A 16,953-nucleotide genomic window follows, 5' to 3' on the forward strand; every position below is an offset into this window, starting at 1 on the left:
TTCGGTCACACGTTGCGCGGCGGCCGAGTTGCCGCCCTGGCCACCGAGCAGCCGTTCACGGGACGGGGTCCACGACGAGCCGCACCACCTCGTCGTCGGTCCTCCACCATGCGTCCGGATTCTCTCGCGCTGCGGTGTAGACGACGGCGGCGGCATCCCCGGTGATCACTCCTGGCGATCCGGGGTCTCCCGTCATGAACGTTGCGGGATCGGGACCGGGCCACGACGGGACATCGTCGTCCGGGGCGGTCCCCGCGGTCGGTGCGTGGACGTGCACAGTGTCCGGATCATAAGGCTCGGCGTCACCCTCGGCCAGGTCCCAGGCGCCCTCGATCACGCCGCGCAGTGCTTCTCGATTCTCGAGCGCGCTCGACGGGAGATCCCGCTCGAATCGCGTACCGAACGCGTAGACACGCAATTCGGAGGCGTCACCACGTCCGTGGAAGGTGATGGTGGTCGTCGCTTGATCGGTCACACCGGGACTTCCGACATCGGTGCCCAGATCGATGAGGTACTGCCCCTCGAGTTCGTCGGCGAAACGAGCGACATCGTCCGGATCCGCCTGTACCACCAGATATTCCGGCGGAGCCATAGTGGCGGGTTCGTTTCGCCCGGTGAAGACCACACGGCCGTCGCCGTAGACCGAGATCACCGGTGACCGAATCGCCTCGACCACGTACGGCGTCCATCCGTGGCCGCTGGACCCGACGCTGAACACCAACTGGTCGGCCGGTAGCGGTTCCGAGTGCTCGCTCGGTGAGCCGCATGAGACCACCACGAGCGCAGCGACACCGACCCAGGCGAGCTCGAGCGGTCGATGCGCCGACGACACTGTTCCCCCCGTCCGTTGCCTCCGATTCAGGGTAGGCGATCGGATGACGGAGCGACGCCGATATCTTCATCCCACAGTTCCGGCGACTCATCGATGAACCGGGTCATCAGCGCGACACAGCGAGGGTCGTCCAGCACAGTCACCGACACTCCGTTGTCGGCAAGCCAATCGTGACCACCGTAGAACGTGACCGCTTCCCCGACGATGACCGACCCGATACCGAACTGGCGCACCAGGCCACTGCAGTACCAGCACGGCGACAGCGTCGTCACCATGACCGTCGACCTGTAATCGCGTCGGCGGCCGGCCGCGCGGAACGCAGCGGTCTCGGCGTGGATCGTCGGATCGTCGTCTTGGACGCGTCTGTTGCGCCCCCGGCCGAGCAGTGCGCCATCGGCGTCGAACAGCGCCGCTCCGATCGGTATGCCACCCTCGGAAAGTCCCTGCTCGGCCTCGGTGAGGGCGACGTCGAGGAGCGCGTATGCGTCGATGTCCATCCCGCGAAACCTCAGGTCACCTTCAGTGAAGAAGACTCACGTCACCGTGACGGTCATATCGGCGAGCGCCGCGGACAGGTCCAGGTGCCGGCGCATCCGCAGCGACAACGGCCATGCCCCCGGCCGCTTCGCACGGAGATAGAACACCCGTTCGCTCGTGGCTCCGGGCAACGGATTCTTCGAGGGGACGAACCTGATGTCGCGCAGGTTGAGTCCCTTCCCGATCCGGGTCGTCGACCAGCAGTAGTCGCGGGAAGTGTTCTCCGGCAGATGCAATTCGATGGTGTCCCCCACATCGACCGTCAAATCGCGCGGACCAGTGGTGATGTGCTTCATGGATCCAGGGTACGGCGATAATGTGATGTAGACCACCACTATGGACCGTGACCACCACCTTCGCCGACGGCGTCGGCACCGGGTCGTCGTTCCGGTAGACCCGGCTGTCCAGCCGGTCCGGTTGCTCACACCGGGCCGAGCGAGTGGCTCACTCGTCTCGTTCAGGAGATCCAGCGATACATTCGCTCGGGCGCGGGTGGGGTTTTCTTCGAGTCAGGCGATGAGTGCGGCGGCGAGGTCTCGGTATGCCTGTGTGGGGAACGATGTCGGGTCTGCTGTCAGTACCTGGATGGGCACCTCGTCGGCGCCGGCCTCGTAGTGCCGTTCGATCCCGGCGACGACACGTTCGATGCTGCCCGACGGAATCAGTGCCTCGCGCAACCGCTCGCTGCCTGCTCCCGCCACATCGACCTCGGTGTAACCGAGACGCAGGAGATTGTTGGAGTAGTTCGGAAGCGACAGGTAGCCCCGCATGTACTCCTGTGCGATTCCTCGGGCGGTGTCTTCGTTCTCGTCGAGCACCACGGCGACTTCGGGTGCCAGAAGCGGGCCGTCGCCGAGAATTTCCCGGGCCTGTGCAGTGTGTTCGGCGGGAACGAAATAGGGATGTGCGCCCGCGGTGCGCTCGGCCGACAGCGTCAGCATGCGGGGACCGAGCGCTGCCAGCGCGACACGACCCGCGGGAACCGGGGTGTCCGTTGCATCCAACGCATCGAGGTAGTCGACCATGCGGCTGTAGGGCTTCGTGTAGCGGCCGGCTTCGGTCGCGTCGACGACGGGCCCGTGGCTCGTGCCCAGGCCCAGCAGGAAACGTCCGGGATGGTCTCGCTCGAATCCGTCGACGGACGCCGCGGCGTCCGACGGGTCCGCGTGCCAGATACTGATGATTCCACTCGCAACACCGAGCTTCGATGTCGCAGCGAGCACCTCGCCGTAGATCGAGGGCACCCCCTCGCCGAACCCACCCGACGTCCATAGCCTCGAATAGCCCAACTCGTCGAGTTCCCGCGCCGCATCGAGAGCGGCTTCCCTGGTTTTCCGACTCAGCCAGAATCCGCCGCCCCATACACTCACTCGTCGTGTCATGATCCGACACTATCTGCCCGCGTCGGGATACCGTCGGCGGATGACGACCGCATCGGCCCTCGACGGCACCCCGACCGTCGAACAGCGGCCGTACTACTCTGTATTCGGGCTGGATTTCGTCGGGCTCGTGGTTGCGGTGTTCTTCTTCGCGTGGAGTCTGAGTCCGTCGCTGATTCCCCGGGAATGGCTGTATCAAGGTCTCATCAGCGGAATCACGAGCGTCACAGGATACGGAATCGGAGTTCTGCTCGCCTATCCGGCGCGCCGCTGGATCGCACCGCGACTCACATGGTGGCGCAGGCGACGCACCGCCCGCATCATTGCGCAGATCGTCGTGACTGTTCTTGCTCTCGTCACGGTGACCGGATCCCTGCTGGTCGCGGCGAACTGGCAGAACGATATCCGCGCGCTCATGGGTATCGAGGACACCACGTCGTTCGCGTATCTGCGTACCGGACTGGTCAGTGTCGCGATCTTCGCTGTTCTCCTGCTGATCGGGCGTGGCCTGCGCCGCGTGGCCCGCGGGTTCGCGCAGTTCCTCAGTGCACGGCTGCGCATCCCGGTTCCCGCAGCTCATGTGATCGCACCAGCGGTGCTGGCGGTGGCGGCGGTGGTCTTCGTCGACCAGGTGATCCTCGCGAGCACGTCGACCGCCGCACGATTCGTGTTCGCGTCCGACAACAACAGCACCGATCCGGGCGTCGCACAACCGCTGGAACCGGAACGGTCCGGCAGTTCTGCGTCGACATCGTCGTGGGACAGTCTCGGCAGGCAGGGCCGCACGTTTGCCGACGGTGGCCTGCGGGCCGACGAATTGACCGAACTCAACGGCACTCCCGCCCGTGAACCGATCCGGGTGTACGCGGGGCTTCAGGCCGATACCTCCACCGAATCACAGGTGCAGTTGATTCTCGACGAACTGGACCGGACCGAGGCGTGGGAGCGGGACATCCTGGTGGTGTCGGGGACGACGGGCACCGGGTGGGTCAATCCGGTTGCGGCGGATTCGATCGAAATGATCTACAACGGTGATTCGGCGATCGCGGCGATCCAATATTCGTTCCTGCCGAGCTGGATTTCGTTCCTCGTCGACGGTTCGGCCGCGAAAGCGGCCGGTGACGCGCTCATCCACGGCGTGCACGAGCGATGGGCGCAACTTCCCGAGGATCGACGCCCGAAGCTGGTGGTGTACGGCGAGAGTCTCGGATCGCAGTCTGCCGAGGCGGCGTTCGACGGCCTCGTCGATCTGCGCAGTGACATCGACGGCGCACTGTTCGTGGGTCCGCCCAACTCCAACTCGCTGTGGCGGAGCATCGTCGCCGCTCGCGATCCCGGCTCGCCGGAGGTACTTCCGGAGTACCACGACGGTCTCGAAGTGCGTTTCGCTGCGAGTCGTCAGGATCTGGGATCCTCCGACGGACCATGGCACGATCCGCGCGTGCTGTACCTGCAGCATGCATCGGACCCGGTGGTGTGGTGGGGCCCCGGGTTGCTGTTCGAGCGACCCGATTGGCTCGCCGAGCCACCGGGCGCGGACCGGGTGCCGTCGATGCGCTGGTATCCGATCGTCACGTTCTGGCAGGTGGCGGCGGACATCATGGTCGGCACGTCGCCTCCGGTCGGGCATGGTCACAACTACGAGGACGTCATCCCGTACGGGTGGGCGGCGGTCACGGCGCCCGGCGAGTGGACGGACGCCGACACCCAGCGGGTCGCGGACGCGATCTCCGACATGCACCTCGGCGACTGAACCGCTCGAATCGGCCTACCGCGCCGATGGTCCGAACATGTCGGCAGGCAGTCCGGCAGACGCGGTCATACGGCGAGCCGGCGGAGCACGTACTGCAGGATGCCGCCGTGCCGGAAGTATTCCGCCTCTGCCGGGGTGTCGATGCGCACCTTCGCATCGAACTCGATGTCTCCCGCGCGCACGTGCACGGTCTCGGGTATCGCATCGACTCCCGCCAGCCCGGTGATCTCGAATTCTTCCTCCCCTGTCAGGCCCACGCTCTCGGCCGAAGCGCCGTCGGGGAATTGCAGTGGCAGCACTCCCATTCCGATGAGGTTCGAACGGTGGATACGTTCGTACGACTGAGCGATCACCGCGCGCACTCCCAGCAGCAGAGTGCCCTTGGCCGCCCAATCACGCGACGAGCCCGATCCGTACTCGGCGCCGGCCAGTACGACCAACGGTGTGCCGTCGTCCGCGTATCTCTGTGCGGCGTCGTAGATGTCCATCTGTTCGCCGGTGGGAAGGTACCGGGTCACCCCCCCTTCGACGTCGGGGACGAGTTGGTTCCGCAGCCGAATGTTGGCGAAGGTGCCGCGGATCATCACCTCGTGATTGCCGCGCCGCGACCCGTACGAATTGAAGTCCGCCGCATCGACACCGTGCTCCTGTAGATAGCGTCCGGCGGGACTCTCGCGGCGGATCGCGCCGGCCGGGGAGATGTGGTCGGTGGTGACCGAGTCGCCGAGGAGTGCCAGCACCCGCCCACCCGCGATGTCGCGCAGCGGCTCGGGTTCGGCTGTCATCCCGTCGAAGTACGGTGGGCGCCGCACATATGTCGAATCGTCCTTCCACTCGAACACCTCACCGGTGGGGACATCCAGGTTCCGCCATGTGTCGTCGCCGTGATACACGTCGGCGTAGCCGGATTCGAACATCTCCGAGCGCACGCACTCGTCGATGACGGATTGGATCTCCTCGGTGGACGGCCAGATGTCGCGCAGGAACACGGGGTTGCCGTCGGTGTCGGTGCCGAGTTCGCCCTCGAGGAGGTCGACGAGCATCGACCCCGCGAGTGCATAGGTGATCACCAACGGCGGCGAGGCGAGGAAGTTCATCTTCGTCTGCGGATGGATCCTGCCTTCGAAATTACGGTTGCCCGACAGAACGGCCGACACGTTGAGATCGTGTTCGTCGACCGCGGAGGCGATTTCGTCGAGCAGGGGACCGGAGTTGCCGATACACGTGGTGCATCCGTATCCCACGAGGTTGAAGCCGAGCTTCTCGAGATACGGCGTGAGTCCCGCGCGTTCGTAATAGTCGGTGACGATCCTCGACCCGGGTGCGAGGGTGGTCTTCACCCACGGTTTGCTGCGCAAACCCTTCTCCACCGCCTTCTTGGCAAGTAGGCCCGCAGCGATCATCACCGAGGGGTTCGACGTATTGGTACACGACGTGATCGCCGCGATCACGACGTGACCGTGGTCGAGTTCGAATTCGGGCCCGTCGCCGATGCGCACGGGCACCTTTTTCGACGGCGGATCGGCTGCGGCGAAGTCGTCGGGCAGGGGATTACGCGGTGGTGCGCTGGTGTCCTTACCGAAGATGGCGACGGGATCGCTCGCAGGAAACGACTCGATCGAGCCTTCGTCGAGACCCACCTCCTGCACTTGTGCGACGACGCCGGGCACATCAGCGCCTGCGAGCAGCGCGCCGACCGCCTGGGGTGCGAGAGCCACCGGGATCCGGTCCTGTGGCCGTTTGGGGCCGGCGATCGACGGCCGCACTGTCGACAGGTCGAGTTCGACGACCTGGCTGTATGCGGGTTCGCGGGCGGGATCGTGCCACAACCCTTGTTCCTTCGCGTACGCCTCGACGAGACGCACCTGATCGTCGGATCGGCCGGTGAGGCGCATGTAGTCGAGGGTGATGTCGTCGATCGGGAAGATGGAGATGGTCGAGCCGTATTCGGGACTCATGTTGCCGATCGTGGCGCGATTGGCAAGCGGCACATTCGCTACGCCGGGTCCGAAGAACTCGACGAATTTTCCCACCACGCCGGTCTTGCGCAGCATTTCGGCGACGGTGAGAACCAGGTCGGTGGCGGTGGTGCCCTCCCCCAGTTCTCCCTTGAGCTTGAATCCTACGACTTGCGGGATCAGCATCGAGGCGGGCTGGCCCAGCATCGCGGCCTCGGCTTCGATTCCGCCGACGCCCCACCCGACGACACCGATTCCGTTGATCATCGGGGTATGCGAATCAGTTCCGACCAGCGAATCCGGGTAGGCCAGCGTCTCTCCGTCTTCGGTCTCGCGGGTGAAGACGACCCGACCGAGATACTCGAGGTTGACCTGGTGGCAGATGCCGGTGCCCGGTGGGACGACCTTGAAGTCGTCGAAGGCGCCCTGCGCCCACCGCAACAGTTCGTAGCGTTCGCGGTTACGTGAGAATTCGAGATCGGTGTTGATGCGGAATGCGTCCTCGGTGCCGAACACGTCGGCGATCACCGAGTGGTCGATGACGAGTTCGGTGGGGATGAGCGGATTGATCCGGGTGGCGTCGCCACCGCGGGTCGTCACGGCATCGCGCATCGCGACGAGGTCCACCACGCACGGCACACCGGTGAAATCCTGCATGAGCACGCGGGCCGGCGAGAACTGGATTTCAGGATTGTGGGTGGAGGCCGGATCCCATCCCGCGACCGCTTCGATCTGTTCCCGCGTGACCAGCCGGCCGTCCTCGGTGCGCAGCAGATTCTCGAGCAGGACCTTGAGGCTGTAAGGAAGATGGTCCGCGCCCGGCACGCCGTCGATGCGATAGATGCGGTAGTCGGTGTCTCCGACGGTGAGTGTGTCTCGTGTGCTGAAACTGTCGTGACTCATATCGTGCCTCCTGGGCTGCACAGCTGGAGTGCGTGTTCGACACCGTCGCACCTCGATCACCGTGCCGAAACGGTGTCACCTCGACGCTACGACACCTGCCGCAGTCCGTCAGAGGATCTGACGGTAGGGAGCATCGGCGCGTACTCGGCACAGCGGCCCACGCAATACTCGTGGAGGTCCCCTCGAACGCAATTCGTGAACGGAGTTCAGGCGTGAAGCAGAAATCAGCAGGTCAGTCGACCCAGGCCATCCACGGCACCAGCATCACCGATGCCCACGGCGCGCCGCACCTGCCGGTCTACAACACGACGACCTTCGCGTTCGAGAACACTGCGGCGCTGCTCGACGTCGCCGATGGCCGCCGGAAGGGCCCGCTCTACACGCGCTACGGGCTCAATCCGACGATCTTCGCGCTAGAGGAGACGATGACGTCGATCGAAGGCGCCGGGAGCGCATTGGCCTTCTGCTCGGGCATGGCCGCGGAGACCGCACTGTTCGCTCAGTACGGACGCGAGGGCATCGTGTGCGTCGGCGACGCCTACGGCGGCACCATGGAACTGCTCACCACGCAACTGTCCCAGCTCGGCATCACCACCACATTCCTGCTCGGCGACGAAGTCGATCGTCTGGACGAGGTGCTCCGCGGAGGGCCGAAACTGGTGTTCTTCGAAACCCCCACGAACCCCGCACTCGGCATCTACGACGTCGCCGCGATCGCCGAGACCGCGCACCGTCACGGTGCGCTCGTGGCGGTCGACAACACGTTCGCCTCGCCCGTCAACCAGCGGCCACTCGCACTCGGCGCCGACCTCGTCTCGTACTCGGCTACCAAGTATCTCGGCGGGCATTCGGATGTCACGGCCGGGCTCGTGCTCGGCGCGGACGAGCTGATCGAACCGTTGAAGCCGTGGCGCAAGAGTTTCGGGTCGTGTATTGCACCAGAGCCGGCAGCGTTGTTGTCGCGGAGCCTGCGCACACTGATCGTCCGCGTCAAGCAGCACAACGCGAATGCACAGGCGGTTGCGGAAGCGATGGAAGCCGACCCTCGGGTCGCACGGGTGCTGTACCCGGGTCTGCCGAGCTTCCCCGGGCACGCGCTCGCCGCGAAGCAGATGTCAGGTTTCGGCGGCATCGTGACGATCGAGATCGCCGGTGACACCGAGACGACCGTGCAGGTGGTCGACCGCCTGGACCTGTTCGCGTTGGCGCCGAGTCTCGGTGGCGTCGAAAGCCTGGTGACGCAACCGGTGACCACCACCCACTACGACCTCTCACCTCAGGAGCGGCGACGACGCGGAATCACCGGCTCGATGATTCGGCTGTCGGTCGGCCTCGAGGATGCCGACGACCTCATCGCCGACCTCACACAGGCCCTCGAGGTCGTCACCATATGATTGCCGACGACGGCCCCCGAACGGCCCGTCTCGCCGCGCTCGTCACCTCAGCGCTCGAGCACTCACCGGATCGAGATGGGACCTGAAGACAGAGGTCAGCCACGTCAGTGTGGCCATCACGAATCCGAATCCGGTGACGAACAAGGGATGCGTGACAGCACCCACCAGACTTCGGTCGCCGGCGTCGGTGCTCGCGGCCACCCGAGCCGTTTCTGTGAGGTGACCCGACGGAATCCACGTCGGCGCGGGGTCGGAGTCGCCCGACCGGAAGTACCACAATCCGGACGGGTAGATCCGGTACGGGCCGGACACTTCGAGCTTTCGGCCCTCGTAGCGTGCTGACACAATCTGTGCCGGGTCGTCGGTTCGGGCGGTGGGTGCGTTATTGCTCATGCGATCACGTCCCGGTACATCGGAGGTTGTGCGTTGGGGCACCGTGTGCTGTGGGTGACATCTGCGGCAACTACCACGCCCGAGCCTAGCCCCGAGTGCGGGCGGTCGCAGTGCCGAGCAGTGCGAGAAGAAACACCGCAACAAACGTCGAGGGCGGTTCGATACCGGCGAACGACGCTTCCCCGGTTCGGACGGATCTCCCCGAGGCCGACCCGGATCACTCGGCGACATGGCGTAAGCAAATCGTCAGGACACCGGATGGCAGCGTCAAGATTTCGTTTGGATCGAAGCCGAGCGGGCCTCTCCGGCGCGATGGTGTTATGCGGCGCCGACCGGCGCCGATCCGTGTCGACGACAGGAAAAGAGCCTATGTGGCGCTGATGATCGCTGGGATCGTGATGTGTGCCCTGACATTGCGTGCCCTCCACAGCATCGATCTCCACAGGACTGGAGAACGCAGATGACGTGGGCCGGAGTGACGAGCACCGTCCTCACCGTGGTCGCAGCGGTGATCGTGGTGTATCTCCTGGTCGCATTGCTCGATCCGGAGAGATTCTGAGGCCGCGATGACTCCTGCTGTTGCTGCGGGACTGCAGATCGCTCTGGTCATCGCAGTCCTCGCAGCGGTATACGTCCCCCTCGGCGACTACATGGCAAAGGTCTACACCACCGACACCGACCTACGGGCGAACGACCTGAGGATCGAGTCGCTGGTCTACCGTGCCTCCCGTATCGACTCCCGCGCTGAACAGACCTGGTAGGGATACGGCACGAGTGTGCTGGGATTCTCCCTCGCGAGCATCATGCTCCTCTACGGTCTGCAACGCCTCCAAGGTGTATTGCCCGTTGAACAACGGACTCGAGGGCGTGAGTCCCGCGGTCGCGTTCAACACCGCCATCTCGTTCGTCACCAACACGAAACTGGCAGTCGTACGTTCCTGAAACCACGATGAGCCCGCTGATCCAATCGGCCGGACTCGCGGTGCAGAACTTCGTGTCCGCCGCGGTGGGCATGGGTGTCGCCGTCGCGTTGATCGCGGGCTCGTACGCGTCGGACGGGGCGGGGAGATCGGCAATTTCTCGGTGGATCTCACCCGCGGCACGCTACGCATCCTGCTCCCCCTCTCGTTCGTCATCGCGATGATCCTGCTGAGTCAGGGAGTGATTCAGTCCTACCGGATCGGTTTCGCCGCACCGGGACTCGATGGGCACGCGATGACCACAGCGTTGGCTCCGGTCGCGTCACAGGAGGCGATCAAGGAACTCGGCACAACAGTGGCGGCGTGCTCGCCGCAAACTCGGCGCATCCGTTCGAGAACCCGACGCCGGTGAGCAACATCGTGGAGGTCATTGCAATCCTGCTCATCCCGGTCGCGCTCACCCGCACATTCGGCACCATGATCGGTCATCGCCGACAAGGCCTGACGGTGCTGGCCGTGATGGCGACGCTCTACACCGTGGTACTCGCAGTGACTCTCGCGGCCGAATCCCGCACACACGGTGTCGCCGCCGATGCAGCCGGCGCGATGCTCGAGGGCAAGGAAGTGTGCTTCGGCATTCCGGGATCGGTGCTGTTCGTGGTTTCCACCACGGGCACGAGCACCGGTGCGGTGAACTCCGCCCACGACAGCATGTCGCCGCTCGGAGGGGCGCCGTTCTGCTGAACATGCTGTTCAGCGAGATCGCGTCGGGTGGCGTCGGAACCGGACCATACGGAATTCTCGTCATCGCGATGGTGGCGGTGTTCGTCGGTGGTCTGCTCGTCGGTCGTACACCGGAATTCCTCGGCAAGAAACTTCGCACGCGGGAGATCACCCTCGCCGCGCTGAGCATCCTGGTGATGCCGGCCCTCATGCTGGTCGGCACTGAAATCGCCGTCATCCTGCCGGCAACGGCCGGTGCTCTCGGCAACTCGGGAGATCCCGGAACGCCCGGTGTGATCCACGGATTCACCGAGGTGCTCTACGCGTACGCGTCGGCGGCGAACAACAACGGCAGCGCCTTCGGCGGTCTCACCGTCACGAACGACTGGTTCCAGGCGAGCCTCGGGATGCATGTTGTTCGGGCGATTCCTGCCGATCGTCTTCGTCCTCGCTCTCGCCGGGTCCCTGGCGTCCGCGCAACGTGTACACGCAGGCGCCGGCACTCTGCCCACCTCGGGTGTCGCGTTCGCCGGACTTCTGACCGGCACAGCCGTTCTGGTGGCGGCACTGACCTTCTTCCCCGCCCTTGTGCTGGGCCCGATCGCGGAGGCATTGCATTGACCGCGTCCACTACTCCCCTCACGTCCCCCGACTCTCGACCCTCCGACTCTCGAACCTCCGGGGCGCGCACCGACCGCGTCACCGCGGGCGTGTTCGACTCCCGTCAACTCGCCTCCGCCGTACCCGGCGCATTCCGCAAACTCGACCCGCGCCACGTCGCACGCAATCCCGTGATGTTCGTCGTGCTGGTGGGATCGGTGATCGCAACGGTCACGGCCGTCGTCGACCCGAACATGTTCGCGTGGGCGATCGCCGTGTGGCTCTGGTTCACCCTGCTGTTCGCCAACTTCGCCGAATCCGTAGCCGAAGGGCGCGGCAAAGCCCAGGCCGAGTCGCTGCGAAAGACCAAGCAGAACACCATGGCCCGGCGGTTGACCACCCCGGATCACGAGGAGCCCGTCAACGGCACCGAGCTGCGGGTCAGCGACCTCGTGGTGGTCGAAGCCGGAGAGCTCATCCCCGGCGACGGCGATGTGGTGGAAGGCATCGCGACGGTCGACGAATCCGCGATCACCGGCGAATCCGGGCACACGTTCGTCGACCGCATGATCGCGCTCGTCGAAGGTGCCGTCCGGCAGAAGACGCCCAACGAGATCGCGTTGAACATCCTTCTCGCGCTCTGACCATCGTGCTGCTGCTCGCGGTGGTCGCCGTCGGGCCGATGAGCGCGTACACCGGCGCGGAGCAGGAGCCGCTAGAGCTGATCGCGCTGCTGGTGTGCCTGATCCCCACCACGATCGGCGCGCCGCTGTCCGCGATCGGTATCGCCGGGATGGACCGGCTCGTGCAGCGCAACGTCCTGGCCAAGTCGGGTCGTGCGGTCGAGGCGGCCGGCGACATCGACACGCTACTACTCGACAAGACCGGCATCATCACCTATGGCAATCGGCGCGCCACCGCTTTGCACCCCGCACCCTGGGTCACCGAACACGATCTGGCCGGTGCAGCGAGATTGTCCAGCCTGTCGGACGGCACCCCGGAGGGGCGCAGCATCGTCGAACTGTGCGCCGAGCGGTACCGGCTCGACTCCCACAGTTCGACCGCCGAGGGACGGCGCCGATTTCGTGCCGTTCACCGCCCAGACCCGGATGAGTGGCGTCGACATCCGTGACAACGGAACTATCGTCCATATCCGCAAGGGCGCCGCCGACACCGTCGCACACTGGCTGCGCGAACAACAGGGCACCGTCCCCGGCGAAGTGACCGCAACGGTCGACGACATCGCGCGTCGCGGCGGCACGCCGCTGGTGGTCGCACGCGGGGCCGAGGTCGCCGGCGTCGTAGAACTCTCCGATGTCGTCAAAACCGGCATGGCCCAACGATTCGCGCAGCTGCGTGCGATGGGCGTCCGCACCGTGATGATCACCGGCGACAACCCGCTGACCGCCAAGGCCATCGCGGCAGAAGCGGGCGTAGACGACTATCTCGCCGAGGCGACACCCGAGGACAAGCTGGCACTGATCCGCTCGGAAAAGCAGGGTGGCCGTCTCGTCGCGATGACCGGCGACGGCACCAACGACGGACCCGCGCTCGCGCAGGCGGACGTCGCCGACCCTGGACGCACAGGTAGGCTCGATCCGGGGAATGTCAGACGTCGCCCGACACTCATGAGCACCTACGGAGACCCAGATGACTGCGCTTGCCCACGAGGAACTCGTGGTTCTGCTCGACGAGGACGAGCGACCCATCGGTACAGCTCCGAAAGCCACCGTCCACCACACGGACACCCCGCTCCACCTGGCGTTCTCCTGCTACGTGTTCGATGACGCGGGTCGAGTCCTCACCACGCGACGTGCGCTGAGCAAGATCACGTGGCCCGGTGTGTGGACGAACGCGTGCTGTGGTCATCCCGGGCCGGACGAATCCTTCGAGGACGCTGTGCGCCGCCGCCTCGAGCAGGAACTGGGCCTCGCGGTCGAGGACGTCACGTGCGTGTTGCCGCACTTCCGGTACCGCGCGACGGCAGCCGACGGAACCGTCGAGAACGAGGTCTGCCCGGTATTCTGCGCACGTGCCACATCCGGCCTCGAACCCGAACCGTCCGAGGTGATGGAGTGGTCGTGGGTGTCGTGGGCCGATATGCAGACCGCGGCAACCGTTCCGTGGCTGATCAGCCCGTGGGCAGCCGAGCAGATCCCGCAACTCTCGCACGCCGGAGTTGCACGGTGGTCCGACGCCGCAGGCTGACCTTCCCTGGCGCTTGCCAGGCTACGGTCCCCGACGTCCGACCGCCGAGATGATTCACGCTTCGGACCACACACCCAATTCGTTTCCACTCGGATCGAGGAAGGTGAACCGGCGCCCACCCGGAAAGTCGTACGGTCCCGACGAGATGATGCCTCCGGCACGCTCGACCGCACCGACGGAGGCGTCGAGGTCTCGGGAGTACAGCAAGACCAGTGGTCCGGCTGCGCCCGGTGCGCGCAGAGTTGTCAGTCCGCCGACCTCCCCGTCACCCCCGACTGCGCGAATACCGGCGTACTCAAGCCCGTAGTCGTTGAAGTTCCAGCCGAAGGCGGTTTCGTAGAAGGCACGTAATGCAGGAAGGTCGGTAGCGCCGAGTTCGATGTAGTCGATTGCGTGATGTGTGTTTCCCATGAGGCCATGGTGAACCTACCCACCGACATGCACCGAGGGCCCCAGCATCCCGTCACGACGCCCGTGCCTCGCTCGATCGAGGCGGCGACGGGATCGTCTCCGCGCTCTCCGACCGCCTCCGCGGGCCGACGATCACCGATCGCACTCCCCCCCCGGGCGATCATCGAACGGACGATGCCGGATTTGCGGAGGACTCGTGCGAGAGCATCCGCGGCGCCGGTCTCGTGGAGTGGTTGCGACGCGGTGCCGAGCAGGATCTGCGGTTCGGGGCCCGATCGGCTTCCTTCGATGAGCAGCGCTTCCTCGTCGACCTCGCGAACCACGACCTCGCTGTGCCCGGACATCTCCCCGAGCAGTAGAAGCACGTATTCGATATCGGTGCCGGGGTCGTGCGTGGCGATCAATCGAGCCCGGTGACCGCCGCACGTCAGGGCCTCGTCCAATTCCAAGGGCACCCGATCGGAGTCCGAGATGTCGATCCGATTGGCGGTATCGTACGAATGTGTCGTCGATGTCCTCATGACATCCTCCGATCTTCGTTCCTTGCCACACCAGCATCGCAGTGAGGTCCGACACAAACTCGGGTAGTTCACTACTCGCTCCCGCCCGTGATGTCTCCGATGGTGCGGTCGATCTCGCGGGTGACGAGATCGACCGCACCATCGGCGTCCATCCCCGCAACCAGCACGGATTGCGTCGCGCCGTTGCTCAGTGCCACCAACCTCATGGCCTCGTCGTGCGCATCGGCCTCGGACAGGCCGGCGCGACGAAGAAGTCGATCGGCCTCGCCGACGGTCCCCCGCGACGCCTCGGCAAGGAACGACCTGATCCACGGGTCGTTCGTCGCCTTCGCGAGGTAGGCATACCAGACCGACACACCCACACGCGAGGGTGCATCGGTGGGAACAGGCTGGATGAGCAATGCCGCGAGGGCTGATCTCGGGTCGCCTGAGGATCCACGTTCGCGATAGTTCTTCTCGGCACCGGAGACCATTTCCTGTGCTCCGGACCGGATCAGATGTTGTTTCGATTCGAAGTAGTGCTGGATCCTGCCGATCGAGACGCCGGCCTCGACCGCCACCGCCTGGAAGGTCACCCCGTCGATACCTCGTTCGTGGATCACGGCCCACAGTGCCCACACGATCTCTCTGCGACGCTCGGCATGGTCGACCAATTTCGGCATGACAGAATTTTACAATATTTCTATACTGCAAACAGTATGGATCGTCGAAATCGAGGAGAAGACACGTGAGTGAGCACACCGCAGGCACAGACGCCCGGTCCGACCATCCACCACCCACCCGTCTTCACCATCGACTGCTCGGTCACCGATGGTTTCTCCGTAGCGGATTCGTCGTGATTGCCGCGCTTGCCGCACTTGGCGCAATAAGCGTGGGGCAGTTCTTCTTCGGAGCTCCGAAAGTCGGGCACTTCCGCGACGCAGAGGGGCGCCGTACCTACGTCGAAGCGTATGAACAGGCAATGTCCGCACTCCCCTCCCCTACGGCAACCCTCGACGTCGCGACCCGTTTCGGCTCGGTTCGTGTCTACGAGTGGAGTTCACCGGAAACCGAGGACACCGCTCCGGTCGTCCTGGTACCCGGTCGGTCGTCGGGTGTCCCGATGTGGGCCGAAAACCTCACCGCGTTCCTGCCACACCGCCGCGTCCTCGCCTTCGACTCGCTCGGTGATGCCGGGTTGTCGGTGCAGAGCGTTCCGCTGGTCTCCTTCGGTGACCAGGCAACGTGGATCGACGACGCACTCGACGAGCTCGCCGCCGAACCCGTCCACATCGTCGGCCATTCGTTCGGTGGCGCAATTGCAGCGACATACGCACGGCAATTCCCTGATCGCGTGCGATCGCTGACGCTCCTCGAACCCGTCTTCACCTTCGCGTATCCGTCCACTCGCATGATGGCCTGGACGATGGTGTCGAGCCTCCCGCTCCTGCCGAAGACCTGGCGCAACACCGCCCTCGGCAAGGTCGGCGGGGCCGAGTTCGACCCGAGTGACGACATGGCAAAGATGATCGCCGCGGGTTCGGAGCACTATTCGGCAGCACTGCCGACGCCCTCACCCTTCAACGACGACGAGATGGACGCTCTCACCATGCCCACCTATGTCGCCATCGCGGAACGGGATTCACTCGCCGGCGGCGACACCGCCGCGCAGCGGGCACGAACGCTCCCGCGCGCGACGGTCGACATCTTTCCCGAGACCACCCATTCTTTACCGATGCAGGCGAAAGATATTCTGGCGGTGGATCTTCCCTCGTTCTGGATCGAGGCCGAAGAGAGTTGATCCGAATCGTCACCGCCCGGGCACGTAGGTCAGCGCCGGGACACGCCCCGGCACACACTCGTTCCAGTGATCAGGAGCTGCGAGGGTGAAGGTCGCGGGCACATGAGGATCGGAACCCGGCAGAATCAGCACCCTCCACTGCGGAACCCAGGTCCCGATCTCCCCACCCGCGTGGACCGCACGGGCGATCGCGGCGGTGTCGTGGTGCCGGAATGCGAGCCGTATTCCGTCCCAGGACAATTCGACGTGGGTATCGTCCAGCACGCACACGAGCGCACCGACACTGAGGTCGGAATCGTCGAACGCCTTACGGGCGCGGATGAAATGGACGTGGTGACCGTCGCCGAACGAGGAGCACTCGTGGACGTCTGCGCGATCGGTACTGCGGATACGGTCGGTCATCTTCATTCCTCCGGGTCGGCCCCGGGCGGGGCGCTCGTGCCCGGGCCGGTCGGCCGCGAGCCGCTTCGTCATCCGAGCCACCCGCGAGCGTGGGGTTGGCGTGCCGTCGAGTCGGAGCTTGGCGACGGCATCTCGTGAAGCACCGCCAATATACATGAGCGAGAGACCTCACAACCAGAGCGACCCCCCTCGGAGGAGAACGCAACGCATCCTTATTGCCCCGAAACGCACTGGTGACG

At 65.1% G+C, this 16,953-nt stretch carries 15 protein-coding genes, 2 pseudogenes and 1 riboswitch; of the genes and pseudogenes, 8 read left to right on the forward strand and 9 right to left on the reverse strand.

The features are described 5' to 3' along the window. Positions 1 to 55 precede the first annotated feature (55 nt). The 4 genes from EV641_RS00740 to EV641_RS00755 form a co-directional block, all read right to left on the reverse strand. A complete protein-coding gene (locus EV641_RS00740; protein WP_054713184.1) occupies positions 56 to 832 on the reverse strand; it encodes a hypothetical protein in 777 nt (258 codons plus the stop codon). A gap of 26 nt (positions 833 to 858) precedes the next feature. Then, positions 859 to 1,329: a nucleoside deaminase gene (locus tag EV641_RS00745; protein WP_132470121.1), complete on the reverse strand. Its 471-nt coding sequence runs from the start codon at positions 1,327 to 1,329 to the stop codon at positions 859 to 861. Between the two features lie 36 nt (positions 1,330 to 1,365). Further along, positions 1,366 to 1,665, reverse strand: a complete 300-nt coding sequence (locus EV641_RS00750) for a protease inhibitor I42 family protein (protein ID WP_132470123.1) — start codon at positions 1,663 to 1,665, stop codon at positions 1,366 to 1,368. A gap of 213 nt (positions 1,666 to 1,878) precedes the next feature. Continuing rightward, positions 1,879 to 2,751, reverse strand: a complete 873-nt coding sequence (locus tag EV641_RS00755) for a TIGR03620 family F420-dependent LLM class oxidoreductase (RefSeq protein WP_132470125.1) — start codon at positions 2,749 to 2,751, stop codon at positions 1,879 to 1,881. A 40-nt stretch (positions 2,752 to 2,791) separates the two neighbouring features. Here EV641_RS00755 and EV641_RS00760 point away from each other — a divergent pair, with 40 nt between their 5' ends. Next, positions 2,792 to 4,501, forward strand: coding sequence for an alpha/beta hydrolase (locus EV641_RS00760; RefSeq protein ID WP_132470127.1), 1,710 nt, complete (start codon positions 2,792 to 2,794; stop codon positions 4,499 to 4,501). Positions 4,502 to 4,566: 65 nt separating this feature from the next. Here the strand turns inward: EV641_RS00760 and EV641_RS00765 are convergent, their stop codons facing one another. After that, the gene (locus tag EV641_RS00765; protein WP_132470129.1) at positions 4,567 to 7,362 is read right to left on the reverse strand and encodes an aconitate hydratase; all 2,796 of its coding nucleotides are present in this window, start codon (positions 7,360 to 7,362) and stop codon (positions 4,567 to 4,569) included. A 212-nt stretch (positions 7,363 to 7,574) separates the two neighbouring features. On the opposite strand from EV641_RS00765, the gene EV641_RS00770 reads away from it, so the two are divergent. Next, positions 7,575 to 8,756 carry an aminotransferase class I/II-fold pyridoxal phosphate-dependent enzyme gene (locus EV641_RS00770; protein WP_132470131.1) on the forward strand — a complete coding sequence of 394 codons (1,182 nt, stop codon included), beginning with the start codon at positions 7,575 to 7,577 and terminating at the stop codon, positions 8,754 to 8,756. A 42-nt stretch (positions 8,757 to 8,798) separates the two neighbouring features. Here EV641_RS00770 and EV641_RS00775 read toward each other — a convergent pair whose 3' ends face one another. Beyond that, positions 8,799 to 9,149 (reverse strand): hypothetical protein, encoded by a 351-nt coding sequence (locus EV641_RS00775; protein WP_054713187.1) that lies wholly within the window; start codon positions 9,147 to 9,149, stop codon positions 8,799 to 8,801. A 460-nt stretch (positions 9,150 to 9,609) separates the two neighbouring features. On the opposite strand from EV641_RS00775, the gene EV641_RS00780 reads away from it, so the two are divergent. The 4 genes and pseudogenes from EV641_RS00780 to idi all read left to right on the forward strand — a co-directional run bounded on the left by EV641_RS00780 (position 9,610) and on the right by idi (position 13,600). Next, entirely contained in the window at positions 9,610 to 9,708 is a 99-nt protein-coding gene (locus tag EV641_RS00780) for a potassium-transporting ATPase subunit F (protein WP_054713188.1), read from the forward strand. Between the two features lie 7 nt (positions 9,709 to 9,715). Beyond that, positions 9,716 to 11,413, forward strand: a pseudogene (kdpA, locus tag EV641_RS00785) (potassium-transporting ATPase subunit KdpA). An 89-nt stretch (positions 11,414 to 11,502) separates the two neighbouring features. Then, positions 11,503 to 12,960, forward strand: a pseudogene (locus EV641_RS00790) (HAD-IC family P-type ATPase); the annotation flags it as partial. 82 nt (positions 12,961 to 13,042) lie between these two features. Beyond that, positions 13,043 to 13,600 (forward strand): isopentenyl-diphosphate Delta-isomerase, encoded by a 558-nt coding sequence (gene idi, locus EV641_RS00795; protein WP_132470133.1) that lies wholly within the window; start codon positions 13,043 to 13,045, stop codon positions 13,598 to 13,600. Positions 13,601 to 13,654: 54 nt separating this feature from the next. On the opposite strand, the gene EV641_RS00800 is transcribed toward idi, so the two are convergent. Further along, on the reverse strand, positions 13,655 to 14,011 hold the full coding sequence (locus EV641_RS00800; RefSeq protein WP_132470134.1) for a VOC family protein: 357 nt from the start codon (positions 14,009 to 14,011) through the stop codon (positions 13,655 to 13,657). Between the two features lie 224 nt (positions 14,012 to 14,235). On the opposite strand from EV641_RS00800, the gene EV641_RS30080 reads away from it, so the two are divergent. Further along, positions 14,236 to 14,370 (forward strand): hypothetical protein, encoded by a 135-nt coding sequence (locus EV641_RS30080; protein WP_277874470.1) that lies wholly within the window; start codon positions 14,236 to 14,238, stop codon positions 14,368 to 14,370. Between the two features lie 233 nt (positions 14,371 to 14,603). Here EV641_RS30080 and EV641_RS00805 read toward each other — a convergent pair whose 3' ends face one another. Then, positions 14,604 to 15,194, reverse strand: coding sequence for a TetR/AcrR family transcriptional regulator (locus EV641_RS00805; RefSeq protein ID WP_054713190.1), 591 nt, complete (start codon positions 15,192 to 15,194; stop codon positions 14,604 to 14,606). A 65-nt stretch (positions 15,195 to 15,259) separates the two neighbouring features. Here EV641_RS00805 and EV641_RS00810 point away from each other — a divergent pair, with 65 nt between their 5' ends. Next, on the forward strand, positions 15,260 to 16,312 hold the full coding sequence (locus EV641_RS00810; RefSeq protein ID WP_241996713.1) for an alpha/beta hydrolase: 1,053 nt from the start codon (positions 15,260 to 15,262) through the stop codon (positions 16,310 to 16,312). A 9-nt stretch (positions 16,313 to 16,321) separates the two neighbouring features. Here the strand turns inward: EV641_RS00810 and EV641_RS00815 are convergent, their stop codons facing one another. Then, on the reverse strand, positions 16,322 to 16,714 hold the full coding sequence (locus EV641_RS00815; protein WP_132470136.1) for a hypothetical protein: 393 nt from the start codon (positions 16,712 to 16,714) through the stop codon (positions 16,322 to 16,324). Between the two features lie 27 nt (positions 16,715 to 16,741). Next, positions 16,742 to 16,854, reverse strand: a riboswitch (SAM riboswitch). Positions 16,855 to 16,953 lie beyond the last annotated feature (99 nt).

This window comes from Rhodococcus sp. SMB37, from assembly GCF_004345605.1.
GTDB lineage: Bacteria > Actinomycetota > Actinomycetes > Mycobacteriales > Mycobacteriaceae > Rhodococcus.